An 18892-nucleotide genomic window follows, 5' to 3' on the forward strand; every position below is an offset into this window, starting at 1 on the left:
GATCGGAGGGCGGACGCGGCGCGGTGCGTACGTGCGGTGCCGTGCCGTGGCTGCCCGATCTAAGGTCGCCCGGCGCGCTCTCAGGCGATCTCGTACCGGAAGTCGGCCGGGGCGGGCCGCTCGTTGCCGATCATCATGATCAGCAACGGCGCCTCCCCCGTCCCGGCGAGGGAGAGTTCCTCGATGTACGAGATGTTGTCGAAGCCGAGCGCCACCCCGCAGCCGATGCCCACGGCGGACGCGGCGGTGTAGACGGTCTGCGCGATCGCCCCGACGGTGGCGTTGACCAGCCGGTATCCGCGGTCCCCGACGGCGTCGAGGACGGCTTCGGTGCGCACGGTGGGCACCAGGACCGCGCCCGCCTGCTCCAGGTTGTAGTTCGACAGGAAGTAGTTCTTCTGCAGGAACTCCCCCGGCCTGCCCGCCTTCACCAGCCGCAGCACGTGCGCGTCGGGGTCGTACTCGTACGCGCCGGGCTCGATGCCCTCGACATGGCCGACGAACGCGTAGAGCTTCGCCAGCCGCTGTCCTCCGGTGTCCCCACCGAGCCGCGAGCCGGCCACGGAGGCCGCCAGGCAGGCGGCCAGTTGCCCGGCTCCGATCGGGCGCCGGGCGTCGAAGCGGCCGAAGCTGCTGCGGCGGGCGCGCAGGGCGGTGCGTACGTCCGTGCCGAGCGGCGGGGCCGGCGGCAGCGCCGCCTCCGGGCGGGCCGGGTCGGCGGGGTGCGCGGCCGCGGGGGCGAGCACCGCCGGGTCGGGGCGGTCGGTGGCGCGGGCGGCGGTGACGGCCTGCATCCGCCGGAGCGCGTCGAAGGTGAGGACGGTGCGCGAACGCTCACGGTCCCGGTGGCGCACGGAGACCGGGGCGGCCAGGGGCGCAGGGGCGGCGGCCCCGGCCCAGTCGAGCGGTACGACGGCGAAGACGCCCTCCTCCGCGGTGTCGACACCGAGCAGCCGGCCGAGCCGTTCCTCGTCGAACCAGAGCGCGGGCTGTACGGACAGTCCGCGCGCGCCGGCCCACATCCGCCAGGTCTGCACACACGCGCCGAGGTCCATGGACACGGCGTGGAAGGAGAAGTTGTTGTACTTGAAGGCGTTCTGCCAGTACTTGATGCCGAGGACCAGATACTGATCGGTGTCCGGCCCCGGAGCCCCGTCCCCGAGCGCCGCCCGCACCTCGCCGGAGACGTCCCCGGTCAGCAGCCGCTGCATCGCGTGGTGGCGCGTGGAGTAGTAGTGCACCCCCGGCGGTACGGGACCGCTCGGCCCGGACACCCAGTACACGCTGACCGGGTAGAGCCCGCCGCCGGACGCCGAGCCCCGCGACCAGTTGGCGAGCGGGTAGTGCGGCAGGGCGCCGAGGTCGGTGTTGGTCTGGATGCCCAGGCGGCGGCCGGTCAGCCCGTAGGAGTCGCGGAGCATCCCGGCGAGCAGCGCGAGATCGAACTCCCCGTCCCCGCAGGACTCCTGAGTCTCCTGGGCGAGCCCCGCGAGCCCGCGGTCGAGCGCGGCGTCGGCCGGGTAGTCGCAGTCGGGCAGCGGGAGGCTGTCGACGCCGGGGTAGAACTTGGCCTTGCGCGGGCCGTCCGACCAGTTCGGCACGAAGTCGGCGGGGTCCATCGGGACCCGGCCGCGCTGAAGGATCGCGGCGGCGTATTCATGGGCGTACCCCATGGCGGGCTCCTCGGTCACGGGAAGGGGTGCGGGGCGGAGTTGAGGTCGGCGTCGGTGAGATCGCTGCCGCGCAGCCCGGCCTCGCGCAGGGCGGTGCGCAGCCGGTCCATGCCGAGGGCACGCTGCCGGGTCCAGCCGAAGTCGATGGGCAGCAGTCCGGGCACGATCACGCCGACCGTGGTCAGACCCAGCTCACGCTGTTCCGGCATGGTCTGGTCGACGACGACCACATCGAATCCGGCGGCGGTGACGGCGTCCACGCACCGGGTCAGGTCGGTGCGCAGATCGTCGGAGACGGGCAGCGTCGAGCCGTCCCCGTACAGCTGGCCGAAGGACCGCAGGGGCGGGCGCGGCGCTCCCGGCTCGCCGATCAGGAAGTGCGCGTGGCGGCCCATCTCCGGGACGCCGTAGGCCAGGGGGTGGTCGTGCAGCGCCTCGACCCGGTGGAAGTCGTCCGCCATGGCGCGCAGCCGCTCCAGGTCGCGTTCGGTGCGCCGGCGGAGGTTCACCGCGTCGGTGGCGATCTCGCAGAGCGCACCGGCCAGGGCCGCCTCCGGGTCCAGTCCGGCACCCGCGCCGAAGCACATCAGGCCCGGGCCGCCGTCCCTCCGCACGGCGACCCCCGTGACGACCGGGACCGGGAAGGAGATCCGGGTGTCGAAGAAGCGGGCCTCGTAGCCGTACATCTCCAGCCGGTCGACCATCTGACGGGTGGCCGGGCGGCGGCTGGTGCGCGGGTCGATCTCCGGCAGGGACGCCTTCCCGTACCAGGCGAGCAGGAACGCGTCGCGCTCGACGACCTCCATCAGCCCGAAGTAGACGGCCTCTTCGAGGCAGCCTCCCGAGGCGCAGCCGTTGGAGCTCTCCTGGACGAAGCGGTTCTCCAGACCGGGGGCGTGGTAGTACGTGAGGACCTCGGGCACCAGGACCGTGCGCCGGTCGCGCAGGGACCAGCCGTGGACCCAGGGGATCGCGCGGTCCGGGGTGAACGGGGTGACGCGCGGGTTCGCCCGGTGGAAGGCGTCGGAGTACAGCCCGCACACCCGTGGGTCGAGCGCGTGCTCGCCGCGGGCGCGCAGGGCGTTCAGGGAGTCCCGGGTCCGCACCGCCCTGGACCGGGAGCGCATGCCCGCGTACCGCTCAAGTCCTTCGAGCACGCCGATCCGCATGCTCTCGGCGAAGGTGTCGGCGTGGCCGCCCCAGAAGGTCTCGCGCAGATACTCCCCCGAGCGCATGGAGAAGCAGCCGATGGTGGCGGAGGTGGACGTGGAGGAGACGTCCTGGACGACGGACGGGCCGAGCGAGCCGCACACCGGGTTGGCGTACGGCTCGACGGGCAGTGCGTACTCCTCGATGCCCCGGACCCGGAAGCTGCCGGGCCGGTGCTTGGGCGCCGGGCGCAGGGTGAGCGTGGCCGCCCCGGCGGTGTCCGGCTCCCGCACCCCGCAGCGCGGGCACTCGGGGTCGGGGACGAGAGGGTAGTGGCGGACCGTCAGCGTCCGCAGGTCCACCAGGTGCACGGCGGGCAGGGCGCCGGTCTTTGGCCCGGTGCCGCCGAGCCGGGCGGCGACGACCCCCGCGAGGGCGTGCGCGGCGAACGGTGTGAGGTACGGGGACTCCCCGGCCGCCCGGGTGCCCGAGCCGAGTTCCAGCGCCTCGCGCAGCGCGACGGAACGGACCGCCTGCCAGCGCCGTTCGAGGCAGTGGGCGCAGATCCGCCGGCCGGTGCGTCCGGGCGGCGCGAAGGGGCCGACGACGACGTGCGGACCGTAGAACCGGACGGGCACGGCGGCCTCCGCCACCGGGGCGGCGGTGACCGCCGCCCCGTCCGCGAAGGCGTCGCGCACGCCGAGCGGCGCCACGTCCAGCGGCGGCGGGGTGCCGTGGTGGGTCAGGGCCAGCGCCTCGTGCAGGAGCGCCGCGAGCGTGCGCGCGGACTCCGCCGCCGGGGCACGCCCGCCGCGGACGGGGGTCTCAACGGGCATCGGGTCCGCCCCCGCCGTCCACCGTGAGCAGCACCCGGGCGGTACTGATGCCGCCGGTGGCGAGATCGGCCGGGGTGGTGGGCACGTACAGCGCGTCGCGTCCGGCGAGCCGGAGCCGGTCGAGCACCCCGGCGAACGTGGCCGTGGGCCCGGCCGCCGTGACGGGGGCGCCGGTGACCGCGATGCTCCCGGCGGCGAGGTCCGTCACCAGCGGGTCGCCGAGGTCGACGTCCGCGTCCGGGTCCTCGGCGGCGAGCTGTGCCCGGCCGAGCAGATCCCGCAGCGCGGCGCAGGCCGCGGCCCGGCGCGACAGCCCCGCGCCGACCGCCCAACGCCCCGGCGCCCGCTCCCCGTCGGGCTCCCGGGCCAGCACCACCTGGGCCGAGGTGCGCTCCTCCTCCCCGAGGTCCAGCAGTTCCACGGCGAGATCCAGGTTGGCCGCGGACTTCAGCAGGAACACCAGTTCCGGGTCGTCGCCGTCGGCGGAGACCGGGCTCACCACCGCCGCGCCCCGGACCGCCCGCAGCAGTGCGTCGTGCGCCAGCGCCGACAACAGGCCGACCCCCGCGGCCTCCCGCGCGTCCGCACCCGCGCCCGCACCCGCGGCCGTGGCGAGATGGAGCCGGTCCCGGTTGTGCGCTCCGAAGGTGCGTACGGCCGCGGCCGACACCCGGACCGGTTCCTTGCCGATCAGCGAGGTCGCGACGGTCCAGGCGTCCGGCAGGGCGCCGGTCCCACCGCCGGTGGTCAGCGCGTCGGGGCCCAGGATCCGGTCGGCCGGCACCATGGCGGCCCGGTCCAGGGGCACCACGTGCTCCACGTACGCCGCGGCGGCCGCGTACAGCGCCCGCATCCGCGCGCCCGCCAGATGGTGCACGTCGAAGGCGGCGATCCTGCGCCGTGCCCCGGTGCCGAGCGCCACCTCGACCCGGCTGAGCTTCAGCGGGGTCTGGGTCAGTCCCTCGTCGTCGTAGCGGGTGAAGATCCCGGTGTGCGGGCGCACCAGGGCCCCGCTGATCCGGTTCAGGTCCTCGACCATGGCCTCCGCGTCACGGGCGGTCTCCACGGTCGGGGTGACGGGCAGTGCCAGGCCGTCGGGCAGCGCGGGCGCCGGTTCGCGCGCGTCCAGGGCGGCGCAGCGACCGCAGCGGGGGTGCGGCCGCACCGGCTCGGACATCACGTCCAGCGAGGCCAGGTCCTGGACGAGGACCTGCCCCGCGGTCTCGGCGGGCAGCGCACCGGTGGCGAGGCGGAAGATCTCGTAGCCGAGGAGGTTGCCCACCATCGCGGCGACCGGGCCGGACAGTTCGTCCCCGGACACCGGGGTGGCACCCGCGGCCTCGCCCCAGAGCGCGGCGGCCTCCCCGGCCGACACATTGCCGCCCAGCCGCAGCAGGGCGCAGGACCAGCAGCCGGTGGTGGTCGCGGTGGAGAGCGGGCCGACGACGAGGCGCTCGCCGAACAGCCAGGCGGGGATCAGGGTCCGGCCCTCGGGCACGCCGGCGGCGAGCAGCCGGTGGGTGCGCGCCCCGGCCCCGGCCCCGGTCACCACGACGACGTCGTAGCCGTCGAGGGCCGCCCAGTCGGCCCCGGGACCGGCGGCGATCCGGTCCGCCCGTGCGGCGGACCGGGCCGACTCGGCCGTGACCTCGCCGAACTCCGTGGTCGTGCCGATCCGCACGCACCCGTTCCGCAGCAGGCTCAGCGCGCACCACCGGGCGATCCCGTCGTCGCCGAGCACCGCGACGCGGGTGGCACGGAAGCGGGCGAAGCGCTCCGGCGCATCGTCGACGTAGTGGTCGACGTAGGCGATCTGGGCCGCGAACCGCTGCGCCACCTCGTCCGGTACCGGCCCGGCCCCGGTGCCGGGCTCGGGCACGTCCCGGGCGAACCCCCGCTCGTACAGCGTCCTGACCAGCTCCGCCGCCATCGCCCGCTGCCCCGGCCCGAAGCCCGCGCAGACGTCGGCGAGCCGGTGGTGGCCGGCCAGGTGCGGGACGACGAGGGAGGCGAAGCGGTAGGCGGTGCGTCCGGCCAGGTGGAACCCGCCGTCGGCGTTGTGGAAGAGCACCCCGCCGGGGGTCTCGGTGAACAGCACGTCCCGGCGGATGCGCGGCCGGGTCGCGGCGAGCGCCTCGAACGTCCCGGTCGCTGTTTCGGCACTCTCGGCAGTCTCGGCCATGGGGTCACACCTTCTCTGTGCGGCGGATGCGTTCCTGGTCGGTTCTTCGTACGTAGGCGCGGAGCAGTTCATGGATGCGGTACGGGCCCGGCGGGCCGTCCTCCAGCAGTCCGGCGTCGGCCAGCCGTTCCAGGGCCGCCTCGGTGACGGCCGGGACGTCCTCGGACGTGAAGGCGGAACCGGGTGCCGCCGCGACCCGCAGGAAGGCCTCGGACAGCCGCGGGCCGAGCCGGTTCAGCGCGCCGTCCAGGAGCGCCGTCACGGACAGGCCCGGGGAGTCGGTGAGGGTGAGCCGGGCGAGCGGGTCCTGGCCCAGCCAGCCGACGGCGTCGCCGAGCCGCAGTGCGGGGCGGGTCAGCAGACGGGCCGTCAGGATGCGCAGGGCGAGCGGGAAGTGCCCGCACAGCGCGGTGAGCCGGTGCGCGGCGTCCGGCTCCGCCTCGACCCGTTCGGCGCCGAGCACGGACAGCAGCAGCGCGTACGACTCCGCCCCGGTGAACGCGGAGAGCCGGTGCACCCACCCACCGTGCGTGGCGACGAGCCCGGCGAGCCCCATCCGGCTGGTGACGATCACGGCTCCCCGCGCCTGTGCGACGACGGGCAGCAGCGGGCGCACCTGGTCGGCGTCGCGCACGTCGTCGAGCACGAACAGGGTGCGCCCGTCCGCCTGTCCGGGGCGCAGGGCCGCCGAGACCGCCGCAGCGACCTCGGCAGCGCCACGGGGTTCGCCGTCCGGCCGGGTCGTGCGGATGAGCAGCCGACCGCCCGGGAAGCCGTCCCTGACCAGGTGCGCGACGTGGTGGGCCAGTGCCGATTTGCCGATGCCAGGTGCCCCCGACACCAGCACGGTGAGCGGGTGCCGGCCGTCCTCGCCGGATGCTGCGGGGTCGGTGAGACGGGCCACCATGGCGGTGGTCTCGGCGTCCCGCCCGGTGAAGTTCACCACCGCGGGAACCTCTGTCGCCACGGGTGGCACGCCCGCCCCCGGCACGGCCGTGGCGGCGGACGCTCCGGCGGCCACGGCCACGGGCGGGGCCCAGGGCACCGCCGCCCGCCCCGTCGGCGCCGGGGCGTAGCCGTCGGCCACGACCAGCTCGCCTTCGACGACCCGTGTGAGGGCACCGGGCGGCCGCAGGGGCCGGCTGTCCTCGGCCCCCGGGTCCTCGCCGCGCAGAATCGCGAGCTCCAGCTGCTGGAGTGCGGGAGAGGGGTCGACCCCCAGTTCGTCCAGCAGGAACCCCTTGACCCTCCGGTACTCCGCGAGGGCCTGGGTCTGCCGCCCGGTCCGGTAGAGCGCCTCGATCAGCTGCTCGTGGAGCCGCTCATGGCCCGGGTATACGCGCGTAGCAGTCCACAGTTCGACGAGGGCCTCCCCGTAACGCCCCAGGCCCAGCAGCAGATCGCAGACCCGTTCCACGCTGCGCAGCCGCTCCTCCGCGAGCCGCGGCACCTCGTCCCGGTGCAGCACGTCGGAGCGCACATTGGCCAGCAGTGAGCCCTGCCAGAGGGACAGCGCGTCCTTGAGCGTGCAGAGTTCGGCCTCCGGGTCCTGCGACATGGCCACCGCACGGCGCACCTGGTCCCGGAAGCCGAGCAGGTCCAGCGAGTGCGGTTCGGCGGTGATCCGGTAGCCGCCGGGCACCGCCTCGATGGAGGTCTCCGTCACCCCGTGTTTGGTGAAGAGCCGGCGCAGCCGCAGTACGCAGGTCTGGAGGGCGGCCTTGGCGGTGGCCGGCTGTTCCTCCCCCCACACGGCCCGCTGGAGGTAGTCGGCGGACACCACGGCGTTGGCGTGCAGGAGAAGTGCGGCCAGCAGGATCGTCGGTTTCGACGGCTGGAGCACGACGGCTTCGGGACCGTCCGTGATGGTCAGCGGTCCTAGCAGCTGAAACCGCATCACGGCGGTCTAGGCCGTGTCCGACGAATGGCGCCGTCCGCCCGGAGGGCGGGGCGCGCGGCGTCCGGTGCGTGCGGTCGCAAGGCGGAGGATCGTCCTCGTACTGGGCGTACTTGGATGATTCCGACGCGAGTGTGTGTGCCGGGCGTCGCACGCCAGGCGGGATTCGTCGGACACGGTCTAGTCCCAGCCGTTGACCAGCTTGCACACCTGGACGGGTGCGGCGGGCGGGGGGAGCCGGTCCAGTGCCGGCTCCAGGTGCGTACAGACCGTCTGATCCACCTGTACGGGGCCGGGATGACCGGCCGGGGGGCCGAAGGAGGCCGCCCCCGCGGCGGAGGCGGCACCGGCGGAGAGCGCGAGCGAGACCAGGGCGAGACCGGTGACGGCGGCAGTGCGTACGGCGCCGGCCGGCCGGCGCGAGAGCGAAGAGCTGAACACGATTCCCCTTCGGCTGTTGCGTCCTGCCGGGGGTTCCCGGCAGGACGACGATGCCAGCGAGGAGGGCGCACAGGCGCGCCCGGACGTGTCAGCTTGCTGCACGGGCCACGGCAGCTTCGTGCAAGCGGCCCCGGTCGCGGGAGGCCCCCGGGGAACGCCCCGGACCGGGGCCGCACGCGTCCGGCCCCGGAGTGTTTGGAGGAACACCCCGGGGCCGGATCAGTCATCCTACGTGGGCCGTCGCCGCGGCTAATCCGTGGCGATCGCGTTCAGCACGTTCATCCTGCCCGCCCGGAACGCCGGGACCAGGGCCGCGAACAGGCCGACGAAGGCCGAGGCGACGAAGACCGTGAGGATCGTCGGCCACGGGATCTCCAGGACGTTGAGCCCTTCCAGGGCCAGCAGCTTCTGGGCCGCCGTGCCCCAGCCCATGCCGAGGCCGAGGCCGAGCAGGGCGCCGAAGACCGCGATGACCACGGACTCCAGACGGATCATCCGGCGCAGCTGTCGGCGGGAGAGGCCGATGGCGCGCATCAGTCCGATCTCGCGGGTCCGCTCGACCACCGACAGCGCCAGGGTGTTCACCACTCCGAGCACCGCGACGATGATCGCGAGGGCCAGCAGGCCGTAGACGATGTTCAGCAGCTGGCCGATCTGGTCCTTCAGCTGCTCCTTGAAGTCGGCCTGGTTCTTCACCTCGTACTGCGGGTACTTGGCGAGTGCGTCCTTGAGGGCGGCGTACGCCTCCTTCTCCTTGCCGTCCTCGGCCTTCGCGAACATGATCATGTTCTTCGGCAGGGTGTCGGCGGGGACGTACCGCGCGGCGGTCGTGATGTCGGTGTACATCGCGCCCTTGTCGATGTTCGCGTCGTCCGAGGTGATCGCGGCGACCTTCAGCCTGGCGGTCTCGCCGCCCTTGAACGCGATGGTGAGCCGGTCGCCGACCTTGACGTGGTGCTCGGTGGCGTACGTCTCGCCGACCGACATGGCGTCCTTGCCGTAGGCGTCGGCCAGCTTGCCGGAGACGGTCTCGCGGCGCACGTCGTCCCGGTACGTGGGGTCGACGGCGGCCAGGGCCTTGTCCTCGGTGCTGCCGTCGGGCGCGGTGATCTTGGCGCCGACGGACTTGTACGAGGTGAGGTGCTCGATGCCGGGCACGGCCTCCAGGGCCTTCTCGGCCTGCGGCACGATCGGCTGGGGGTTGCCGCCGGACGACTGGACGATGAAGTCCGCGCCCACCGACTTGTCGAGTTCCTCGGTGGCGGAGGCGACCATGGAGGAGCCGACGACCGAGAGGCAGGCCACCAGGGCGAGACCGATCATCAGGGCGGCGCCGGTCGCTCCGGTACGGCGCGGGTTGCGCAGGGCGTTGCGCTCCGCGAGCCGCCCGACGGGCCCGAACATCCGCAGCATGACCGCGCTCAGCACCCGGACCACGAAGCCGGCCAGCAGCGGGCCGATCACGATGAAGCCGATCAGGGTGAGGACCACGCCCGCACCGAGGAAGAGCGAGCCTTCGCTCGACTTGTCGGCGCGCGTCGCGGCGACCAGCGCGGCGCCACCGGCGAGGGTGAGGACGAGGCCGATGGCGGCCCGGACCCGGCCCGCGCGGCCGTCCGCCGGGGTTCCGGCGTCGCGCAGGGCGGCCATCGGGGAGATCTTCCCGGCGCGGCGGGCCGGGATGTAGGCGGCGACGACGGTGACGAGGATGCCGAGCGCGAGGCCGACGACCGGGGTCGTCCAGGCGATCGTGAGGTCCTTGGTGGACAGTTCCATGCCCATGGCGCCCATGAGCTTCATCAGGCCGACGGCGAGGCCGATCCCGGCGCCGACGCCGAGGACGGAGCCGACGATGCCGAGGAACAGCGCCTCGATCAGTACGGACCGGTTGACCTGCTTGCGGCTGGAGCCGATGGCCCGCATCAGGCCGATCTCGCGGGTGCGCTGGGCGACCAGCATCGAGAAGGTGTTGACGATCAGGAAGATGCCGACGAGGAAGGCGATCCCGGCGAAGCCGAGCATCGCGTACTTCATGACGTCGAGGAAGGAGCCCATCGAGTCCCTGCTGGCGTCCGCGGCCTCCTTCTGGGTCTGGAGCTCGTACCCGGAGGTGTCGCCGAGCGCGGTGGCGACGTTCTTCTTCAACCCGATGTCGGAGACACCGGATTGGGCGGACACGAAGACGACGCTGAACACGTCCGGTGCGCCGAGCAGCTTCGTCTGCGCGGTGGCGGTGTCGAAGTAGACGACGGCCGCACCGGGGTTGGTGACCTTGAACGTGACGATGCCGCTGATCTTCGCGTCGATGTCGCCGTTGGGGGTGATGGTGCGCAGCGAGTCGCCGATCTTCAGGTGGTGCTTCTCGGCGGTGTCGGCGTCGAGCATCGCCTCGGTGGGACCGCGCGGCACGCGACCGGAGGTGATCTCCATCGAACGCAGGTCGTTCTTCGTCCAGTTGCGCGCGATCGTCGGGGCGCCCGACGTCGAGCCGATGTTCTTGTCGTGGCTGTCGACGACGGTGACGGACGTGCTGACGGCCGCGCCCTCGGCGTCCTTCACCCCGGTGGCCCCGGCGGCCTTCTCGACGGCGGCTGCGGGCACGGTGACGGGCTTGCCGCTCTCCGGCAGCCGGTCCTTCTCGTCGGGGCTCTTGGGCCGGACGGTGACGTCGGCCGCCGTCGCGGCGAAGAGCTTGTCGAACGTGGTGTTCATGGTGTCGGTGAAGACGAGCGTGCCGCACACGAACGCCACCGACAGCAGGACCGCGACGGCGGAGAGCGCCATGCGTCCCTTGTGCGCGAAGAAGTTGCGCCTCGATGTCTTCCAGACGGTCATGAGGTCCGCCCGCGGGAGTCGAAGTCCTTCATGCGGTCGAGGACCTGGTCGGCCGTCGGGCTGTGCATCTCGTCGACGATGCGCCCGTCGGCGAGGTAGAGCACCCGGTCCGCGTAGGAGGCGGCGACCGGGTCGTGGGTGACCATGACGATGGTCTGGCCCAGCTCGTCGACCGACCTGCGCAGGAAGCTCAGCACCTCGGCGCCGGCCCGCGAGTCCAGGTTCCCGGTGGGCTCGTCACCGAAGATGATCTCCGGCCGGGCGGCGAGCGCCCTGGCCACCGCGACGCGCTGCTGCTGGCCGCCGGAGAGCTCGGTGGGGCGGTGCTTGAGACGCTCGGCGAGACCGACGGTCTCCACGACCTGCCGCAGCCAGGCCGCGTCGGGCTTACGGCCCGCGATGTCCATCGGCAGCGTGATGTTCTCCAGCGCGTCGAGCGTGGGGAGCAGGTTGAACGCCTGGAAGATGAAGCCGATCCGGTCCCGGCGCAGCTGGGTGAGCTTCTTGTCCTTGAGCCCGGTGATCTCGGTCTCGTCCAGGAAGATCTGACCGGAGGTCACGGTGTCCAGTCCGGCCAGGCAGTGCATCAGCGTCGACTTGCCGGAGCCGGACGGACCCATGATCGCCGTGAACTGCCCGCGGGCGATGTCCACATCGACATGGTCGAGCGCGACGACACGGGTCTCCCCCGCGCCGTAGGCCTTGACGACCTGCCGCGCCCGCGCAGCCACGGCCGTACGCCCTCCAGTGCCCCCGTGCCTGGGAATGGTCACAGCCGTTGTCACGGTTTTTCTCCTATGTCCGTCAGTGTTCAGGATGTCGCGGTGTACGGATGAAGTCTGGTGTTCCGAGGGGGGCCGGCGCTCTGGTGCGCAGCGCAGTCTTCGGGTGGGGTTTCCCCCACCCCGCCCCCTGTGGCCAGCCGCATTCGCGGCGGGAATCAGCCGTTTCTCGCGGTGTAGGACCACGGTAAGGAACGGACCCGCGCCGTCACGTCCTCCGCCGGGAGGAAGCGCCCCTGGGCAAAAGTGGGGAGCGCCCCTTAGGGGTATCGGCCCCCTGGTGGACACGGACCTCAGGGGCCGGCCCCCTGGGTGCACGCGCCGGGGTCCGCCCAGGCCGTCGGGCCCGTCCCCCCGGCAGCACCCTCCCCGCCGGGAGCCACGGGTGAGACAGTGTCACGAGAAAATACGTGCATGGGGAAGGAATCTTGGTGAGCGGCGCGGGCGGCAGTACCGAAGCGATGTCCGGGTCCGGGGTGGACCCGGCCCCGTCCCCCGCCGCGCCGCGCGGACGCGGTCCGGTGGTGGCCGCCCTGATGCTCGGCATGGCCCTGGCGGCCATCGACGGCACCATCGTCTCCACAGCCGTCCCGCAGATCGTCGGGGATCTCGGCGGATTCTCCGTCTTCTCCTGGCTGTTCTCCGGCTATCTGCTGGCCGTGACGGTCACCCTGCCGGTGTACGGGAAGCTCTCCGACACCTTCGGCCGCAAGCCGGTCCTGATCGCCGGCATCGTTCTGTTCCTGTTCGGTTCGGTGCTCTGCGCCGCCGCCTGGAACATGGCCGCGCTGATCGCCTTCCGGGTCGTCCAGGGCCTGGGCGGCGGCGCTCTCCAGGGCACCGTGCAGACCATCGCCGCCGACCTCTATCCACTCAGGGAACGCCCGAAGATCCAGGCCAAGCTGTCGACCGTATGGGCCACGTCGGCGGTCGCGGGGCCGGTGATCGGCGGACTCTTCGCGGTGTACGCGGACTGGCGCTGGATCTTTCTGATCAATCTGCCGATCGGGGCCGTCGCACTCTGGCTCGTCGTACGCCACCTGCACGAGCCGTCCCGCATCCGCCGGGCGGCCGGCGCGCCCCGCCCCCGAATCGACTGGGCGGGCGCCCTCGCCGTCTTCGCCACCGGCACCCTGCTGCTGACGGCGCTCGTCCAGGGCGGGGTCGCCTGGCCCTGGCTCTCCGCCCCGTCCCTCGGACTGCTGGCCGGCAGCGCCGCGCTAGGCGCACTGACGGTCGTCATCGAACGGCGGGCCGCCGAGCCGATCATTCCCGGCTGGGTCTGGCGGCGGCGGACCATCGCCTCGGTCAATCTCGCGCTGGGCGCGATGGGGCTGCTGATGGTCGCCCCCACCGTCTTCCTGCCGACGTACGCCCAGTCGGTGCTCGGCCTCGGCCCCGTCGCCGCCGGTTTCGTCCTGTCCGTGATGACTCTGAGCTGGCCGGTCTCCGCGGCGTTCTCCAACCGCGTCTACAACCGCATCGGCTTCCGCCTCACCGCGATCATCGGCATGGGCTGCGCACTGCTGATACTGCTCGCTTTCCCGCTGCTGCCGTATCCGGGCGAGCCCTGGCAGCCCGCCCTGATCATGCTGCTGCTCGGCGCGGCGCTCGGGCTGTTCCAGCTGCCGCTGATCGTCGGGGTGCAGTCGACGGTCGGCTGGGCCGAACGGGGGACGACGACCGCGTCGGTGCTCTTCTGCCGGCAGGTCGGCCAGAGCGTCGGCGCCGCGCTCTTCGGCGCCGTCGCCAACGGGGTCCTCACCTCCCGGCTGGCCGCCGCCCCGGTACCCGGACTGCCGGACGACCTGGACGCGGTCTCGCACGCCCTGGACGACCCGGGCAGCCTCTCGGCCGCCGCGACCGACCAGTTGCGGCGGGCCGTCGACGCCGCCGTCGACCATGTCTATCTGGGCGCCGCCGCGGCCGCGGCGCTCGCCCTGCTGGTGCTGGTCCTGCTGGCCCCGCGCCGCTTCCCGGTCCTCACCGAGGAGCCCGGCGGCGACACCCCCGCGCCGTAGTGCGGGAGCTCCCTTTCGAGGCCGCGCACGCAGGTGGGACGGCGTCGCGTGCCGATGGGCGGCGCCCGGCGGCGTTGTCGTCGGTCGACGACGCTCCTTCCCCAAGCTCTCAGCTGCGTTCGAGCAGGGGAGACCCCCATCCGCCTCCCTCCTCCGCCTTGCCGGGCTTGCCCCTCACCCCGCCCCTTCCTCCACCCCACCTGCGTGCGCGACCTCTTCGTCAAAAGTTCACGCAACTGAGCCATTACCGTGGGTAGTTCCAGCCATACTCTCCTCAACTGCCATACCCACGAGTAATGTTCGCGCTTCCTACAGCACACACGCACTCCTGCCTTGCCGTCCAGACCAGGAACCGAGCCTTGCAAGGAGCAGCACCCAGATGTCGTACGGAAACCCGTCCCCGCCCCCGTATCCCTCCCGGCCCGAACGGCTGCCGAAGCCGTCCCGGCGGCATCAGCCCCCGCCTCCGTACCACCCCGACTACCTGCTCCCCTGGCAGAGTTCGCACCCCTCGCCGGACGCGGAAGGGCCGGACGCACCCGCCGCGCCCACGTCCTCCGCCACCCGTCACGGCGACCTGCGCCGACTGCGCACCGCGTACCGGCTGCTGCGGCGCATCACCACACTGACCGCACTCGGCTACTTCATCGCCTTCCTGCTGCTCTCCGGCTTCGCCAAGGACCTCATGGACCGGCCCCTGTTCGGCGGCCTCAACCTCGGCCTGGCGCTCGGCCTCTGCCAGCTCCCGGTGACACTGCTCGCCGTCGTCCTGTACGAGCGGACCGCCCGGAAAACCGTCGATCCCCTCGCCGCCCGGATCCGAAGAGCGGGAGCGGCCCGGTGAACGGATTCGACAACTCCGCGCAGACCATGTCCCTCGTGGCCTTTCTCGCCGTGGCCACCGTGGCGCTGCTGCTCTGCGTGATGACCGGTCCGGACCGCGACGACCTCGACGAGTTCTACACCGGCTCCCGCTCGCGCTCCCCCCTGCGCAGCGGCCTCGCCCTGGCGGGCGACTACCTCTCCGCCGCCACGGTCCTCGGCACCACCGGCATCATCGCCCTCACCGGCTACGACGGGATGATCCTCGCCCTGAGCATCACCCTCTCGCTCGTGCTGCTGATGTTCCTGCTGGCCGAACCGCTGCGCAACGCGGGCGGGTTCACCATGGGCGACCTGCTCGAACGCCGCGCCCCCGGCCGCGCGGTCCGCATCGCCGCCTGCGCGGCCGCTCTCGCCGCACTGGTGCCGATGATGGTCGTCCAGCTCGCGAGCAGCGGCGATCTCCTCGCCTTCATCCTGGGGTTCGACAGCTCGGGATTCCGCACCGGCGCCATCATCGGACTCGGCACGCTGATGATCGGCTACGCGGCGATCGGCGGTATGAAGGGCACCTCGCTGATCCAGATCGTGAAGACCGTGGTCCTCTTCGTCGCCGCCCTCACCATCGCCGTAATGATCATGAACCGGTTCGGCTGGGACACCGGCGCCCTGCTCTCGGCCGCCCAGCAGGGCAGCGGGGCGGGAGGCGCCTATCTGCGCTCGGGGCTCCAGTTCGAGGGCAGCGGGCTCGACATGGTCAGCTCCGAACTGACCGTGGTGCTCGGCGCCGCCTGCCTGCCGCACGTCACCCTGCGCATGACGAACGCCCCGTCCACCCAGGCCGTCCGCCGCTCCCTGTCCTGGGCGGTCTGTGTGGTCGCCGGGATCTGTCTGCTGCTCGTCGTGATCGGCTTCGGCGCCGGCGCGCTCGTCGGGCATGACGGCATCACCGCCGCCGGGGCATCCGGGAACAGCTCGATCCTGCAGGTCAGCGGAGCCGTCGCGGGCGGCGGCCAGATGGGCGCGCTGATCGTCACGACGATGACGACGGCGATCTTCCTGACACTGCTCGCCTCGGTCGCCGGAATGATCCTGGCCTGTGCCAACGCCCTCGCCCACGACCTCTTCGCCCACGGCCTGCACGGAGTGCGCCGCCGGAACAGGCAGCCGGTGGCGGGCCTGTCCGAAATGCGCACGGCACAGGTCTCCGCGGTCGCCGTCGGGCTGCTCGCCATCACGCTCGCCGTCGTGGCCAGGCACTGGAACGTGCAGGCGCTGGCGACCCTCTCCTTCTGCGTCGGCGCGTCGGCGCTCGCCCCGGCGCTCGTCTACAGCATGTTCTGGCGGCGCTTCACCCGTACCGGACTGCTCTGCACCCTGATCGTCGGCACCGTCACCGTCATGGTGCTGATCACGGGCACCAACCTGGTCTCGGGCTCCCCCTCCTCGGTCTTCCCCGACCACGACTTCAACTGGTTCCCGTTCACCACGACCGGGCTCGTCTCCATCCCGGCCGGATTCCTGGCGGGCTGGCTGGGAACCGTCCTCCCCCGCTACACGGCGGCCGAGGCCCGCCGCGGGTACGACAGGGAGGAGCCCCGCATCCTGGCGGGGGTGCCACCGGCCCCCCGGCCCTGAGGGCCTGTCGGGTGACCTCCGACCGGGCGGCCACGCCCTGGCACGCACGCACCGGGCCGCGTCCGCCATCCGGCCCGAGGCCACCCGACAGGCTCTGAACCACCCCGGGCCACAAGGCCCCGGTCGGTACCGGCGGGACCTCAGTCCTCCGTCGGATCCGGGGCCACCCGACCGGTGAGCGCCGCGAGCGAGTTCCGCACGTGCGCCATGTGCGCCTGCACCTCCTCGCGGCCCTCCTCGTGCTCCCGCAGAATCCGCTCCGTCTCCCGGACCACCCGCTCCTCACGGACCCGGGCCGCCGCGAACAGCTCCGCGCCCCGCGCATCGGCGTCCTCCTGACCGTGCCGGGCCGCCTCCTCGGTCTCCGCCAGCGCCCGCCGCACCTCGGCCAGGCTGGCCTCCGCCCGCTCGATCTGCTCGTCGTGGCGCGCCGCCTGCACGGCCTCGGCCTCGGCCAGCTCGCGTTCGGCCGTCTTCCACCGCTCGGTGTGCTCCTGCTCCTGGTGCGCGAGAACGCTCGCGGTACGACGACGCGTCTCAGCCATCGCCGACTCCGCCTGCTCCCGGACCTCCGCGGCCTCCCGGCGGGCCTCGGTGACGGTCCCCTCGGCGGTGCCCCGGGCCGTGGCCAACGTCTCCTCGGCGTACTTCCCGGCCGCCGCCCGCATCGCCTCGGAGTCCGCGCCCGCCGACGCGCGGAGCCCGCGGCCCGCCTCCTCCGCCGCGTCCCGCAGCGCCTGCGAATCCTCCCGGGCAGCGCCCCGGACGTCCTCGGCCTCGCTCTCGGCGAGCCCCAGGATCCGCTGGGCCCGCTCACCGAGCGATGCGTAGTTCTGCGGGGCGAGCGCGGCGACGACCTCGCCGAGCCGCGCCGACTCGGCCGACAGCTCATCCGCCAGCGCGGTCAGCCGGGACACCTGCTCCAGCGCCTCGTCCCGCTCCGCCGACAGATCGGCCGCCTTGTTGTCCACCTGCTCCGGGCGGTATCCGCGCCCTCGCACCACGACGAAGCCGTGCGGGGACACCGGTGCAGAACTCATCCTTGAAGCCTCTTTCCGACTCTCCGATCAGCAATACGTCAAGGATGCGGTAATTGGCACAGAAGTCGGAATCGATCAGCCACGTTCCGGACGGAAGCGACAGGCATCACAGACCGTGCGAGGGCGCCCGGCCCCGGTCGGGGTCCGGGCGCCCTCGCACGGCTGCCGGGTCAGATCAGCCCGTCCCACATCTGCTCGAGGAGTACGGACCACCAGCTCTCCGGCGACGCCAGCGCCGCCGCGTCCAGCGCCACCAGCTGGGCCTGGAAGTCGACCGTCCAGCGGCCCGCCTGCTCGGGGTTGAGCCCGTAGCGCAGCCGCCACATCCGGCCGAGCAGCGCCATCGAGCGCTGGAACTCCGGCAGCCCGGTGTTCACGAACTGCGGCGCCGCCGACTGACCGTGCCCGCCCGCGGGGGGACCCGCCTCGACCGGCACGGCCACGATGTTCGCCGTGCCGTACTGGACACAGATCGCCCGACCGAAATCGGTCCCCATGACGAGGTACGACCCGGCGTCCGGGGCGGCCTGAACCTGCCGCTGCGCGGCGAGCTCGGCCAGCGTCGGCACCACCGGCTGGCCCGGCTGTGCCCAGAAGAACGGCCCGAAGTCGGCGGGCAGCCCCGCCCACACCAGGGTCTGCGCCACGGTCTCGGGCACACCCTGACGGGACACGGCACGCTGGTCGAAACGGAGGATGCCCTGCGGGCCGAAGCTCTGCAGCAGTTCCTGCGCGACGACCTCCGGCGGCACCTGCGGCGCGGCCGGCATCTGCGGCAGCGGCGCACGCACCGGTGCCGGGCGCGCCGGCCCGTCCGCCACCTGGTGCAGCTCACCCTGATGCGTGAGCAGATGCTGCATGCCCTGCTGGCGGCTGGCGTGATCGGTGCCGTACGGGGCGACGCTGGTGATCCGCACCTGCGGCCAGGTCTCACGGATCATCCGCGCGCAGTAACCACCGGGCAGCTCGCACGACTCCAGCTCGGTGTGCAGCTCGATGACCTGCTGCGGCGGCACGTTCATGGCCCGCAGCTCGTGCAGCATCTGCCACTCGGGATGCGGGGTGCCGGGCGCCGAGCGCCGGATCAGCTGCTGCTCGCTGCCGTCGGGCGCGCGGTAGCGCAGCACGGCCTGATAGCCGGGGCCGACGGTCGGCTGACCGCTCGGCGCCTGCGGATAGCCGTACGCCGGGGGCTGCGGGCCGTGCGGATTCGGCGGTACGGGGCCGGGGCCGCCGCCCTGCGGCATTCCGGGCGGACCGGGGGGACCAGGGGGACCGGGGGGCTGCGGCGCACCGGGACCGCCCATGCTCGGGTCGGCCAGCATCGTCGCAGCATGATGCACACCCCCACCCGACGGCGGAGGCGTCGAACCAGGAGACACCGGCGGCCCCGGAGGACCAGGCGGGCCGGGCGGCTGCGGCGCACCAGGGACACCGGGGACACCAGGCGGACCGGGCGGCTGCGGCGCACCAGGGACACCCGGCATTCCGGGCGGACCAGGTGGCTGCGGCGCACCAGGGACACCCATGCTCGGGTCGGCCAGCATCGTCGCAGCATGATGCACACCCCCACCCG

12 protein-coding genes are annotated in these 18892 nt (G+C 73.0%); 3 read left to right on the top strand and 9 right to left on the bottom strand.

The features are described from left to right. Positions 1–80: 80 nt before the first annotated feature. The 7 genes from ACIQCZ_RS19810 to ACIQCZ_RS19840 form a co-directional block, all read right to left on the bottom strand. Entirely contained in the window at positions 81–1673 is a 1593-nt protein-coding gene (locus ACIQCZ_RS19810; RefSeq protein ID WP_402283732.1) for a nitroreductase family protein, read from the bottom strand. A gap of 14 nt (positions 1674–1687) precedes the next feature. Further along, a complete protein-coding gene (locus ACIQCZ_RS19815) occupies positions 1688–3658 on the bottom strand; it encodes a TOMM precursor leader peptide-binding protein (protein ID WP_402283734.1) in 1971 nt (656 codons plus the stop codon). Beyond that, positions 3648–5840: a TOMM precursor leader peptide-binding protein gene (locus tag ACIQCZ_RS19820; protein WP_402283735.1), complete on the bottom strand. Its 2193-nt coding sequence runs from the start codon at positions 5838–5840 to the stop codon at positions 3648–3650. The genes ACIQCZ_RS19815 and ACIQCZ_RS19820 overlap by 11 nt, the downstream gene beginning before the upstream one ends. 4 nt (positions 5841–5844) lie before the next feature. Beyond that, positions 5845–7737, bottom strand: coding sequence for a BTAD domain-containing putative transcriptional regulator (locus ACIQCZ_RS19825; protein WP_402283737.1), 1893 nt, complete (start codon positions 7735–7737; stop codon positions 5845–5847). Positions 7738–7917: 180 nt separating this feature from the next. Beyond that, positions 7918–8178 carry a hypothetical protein gene (locus ACIQCZ_RS19830; protein WP_402283738.1) on the bottom strand — a complete coding sequence of 87 codons (261 nt, stop codon included), beginning with the start codon at positions 8176–8178 and terminating at the stop codon, positions 7918–7920. A 249-nt stretch (positions 8179–8427) separates the two neighbouring features. Continuing rightward, complete coding sequence (locus ACIQCZ_RS19835) at positions 8428–11013, bottom strand: ABC transporter permease (protein WP_402283739.1); 2586 nt, start codon at positions 11011–11013, stop codon at positions 8428–8430. After that, on the bottom strand, positions 11010–11798 hold the full coding sequence (locus tag ACIQCZ_RS19840; protein WP_376273198.1) for an ABC transporter ATP-binding protein: 789 nt from the start codon (positions 11796–11798) through the stop codon (positions 11010–11012). The genes ACIQCZ_RS19835 and ACIQCZ_RS19840 overlap by 4 nt, the downstream gene beginning before the upstream one ends. Before the next feature lie 458 nt (positions 11799–12256). On the opposite strand from ACIQCZ_RS19840, the gene ACIQCZ_RS19845 reads away from it, so the two are divergent. The 3 genes from ACIQCZ_RS19845 (at position 12257) to ACIQCZ_RS19855 (ending at position 16276) form a co-directional block, all read left to right on the top strand. Then, entirely contained in the window at positions 12257–13816 is a 1560-nt protein-coding gene (locus ACIQCZ_RS19845) for an MFS transporter (RefSeq protein WP_402284166.1), read from the top strand. Between the two features lie 379 nt (positions 13817–14195). After that, positions 14196–14660, top strand: a complete 465-nt coding sequence (locus ACIQCZ_RS19850) for a DUF485 domain-containing protein (protein ID WP_402283741.1) — start codon at positions 14196–14198, stop codon at positions 14658–14660. Between the two features lie 26 nt (positions 14661–14686). Next, positions 14687–16276, top strand: coding sequence for a cation acetate symporter (locus ACIQCZ_RS19855; RefSeq protein ID WP_402284169.1), 1590 nt, complete (start codon positions 14687–14689; stop codon positions 16274–16276). A gap of 140 nt (positions 16277–16416) precedes the next feature. Here ACIQCZ_RS19855 and ACIQCZ_RS19860 read toward each other — a convergent pair whose 3' ends face one another. Both ACIQCZ_RS19860 and ACIQCZ_RS19865 read right to left on the bottom strand, forming a co-directional pair. Beyond that, positions 16417–17316, bottom strand: a complete 900-nt coding sequence (locus ACIQCZ_RS19860; RefSeq protein WP_402283742.1) for a cellulose-binding protein — start codon at positions 17314–17316, stop codon at positions 16417–16419. Positions 17317–17486: 170 nt separating this feature from the next. Further along, positions 17487–18892: SUKH-4 family immunity protein (locus ACIQCZ_RS19865; RefSeq protein ID WP_402283744.1), on the bottom strand; the 1406-nt coding region annotated here is incomplete at its 5' end.

The organism is Streptomyces sp. NPDC093149 (assembly GCF_044754145.1).
Taxonomy (GTDB): domain Bacteria; phylum Actinomycetota; class Actinomycetes; order Streptomycetales; family Streptomycetaceae; genus Streptomyces.

Coding starts and splice junctions, on each gene's coding strand:
- ACIQCZ_RS19845 (WP_402284166.1), top strand. CDS start 12,257: ATGTCCGGGTCCGGGGTGGACCCGGCCCCGTCCCCCGCCGCGCCGCGC.
- ACIQCZ_RS19835 (WP_402283739.1), bottom strand. CDS start 11,013: ATGACCGTCTGGAAGACATCGAGGCGCAACTTCTTCGCGCACAAGGGA.
- ACIQCZ_RS19855 (WP_402284169.1), top strand. CDS start 14,687: ATGTCCCTCGTGGCCTTTCTCGCCGTGGCCACCGTGGCGCTGCTGCTC.
- ACIQCZ_RS19815 (WP_402283734.1), bottom strand. CDS start 3,658: ATGCCCGTTGAGACCCCCGTCCGCGGCGGGCGTGCCCCGGCGGCGGAG.
- ACIQCZ_RS19850 (WP_402283741.1), top strand. CDS start 14,196: ATGTCGTACGGAAACCCGTCCCCGCCCCCGTATCCCTCCCGGCCCGAA.
- ACIQCZ_RS19825 (WP_402283737.1), bottom strand. CDS start 7,737: ATGCGGTTTCAGCTGCTAGGACCGCTGACCATCACGGACGGTCCCGAA.
- ACIQCZ_RS19860 (WP_402283742.1), bottom strand. CDS start 17,316: ATGAGTTCTGCACCGGTGTCCCCGCACGGCTTCGTCGTGGTGCGAGGG.
- ACIQCZ_RS19810 (WP_402283732.1), bottom strand. CDS start 1,673: ATGGGGTACGCCCATGAATACGCCGCCGCGATCCTTCAGCGCGGCCGG.
- ACIQCZ_RS19820 (WP_402283735.1), bottom strand. CDS start 5,840: ATGGCCGAGACTGCCGAGAGTGCCGAAACAGCGACCGGGACGTTCGAG.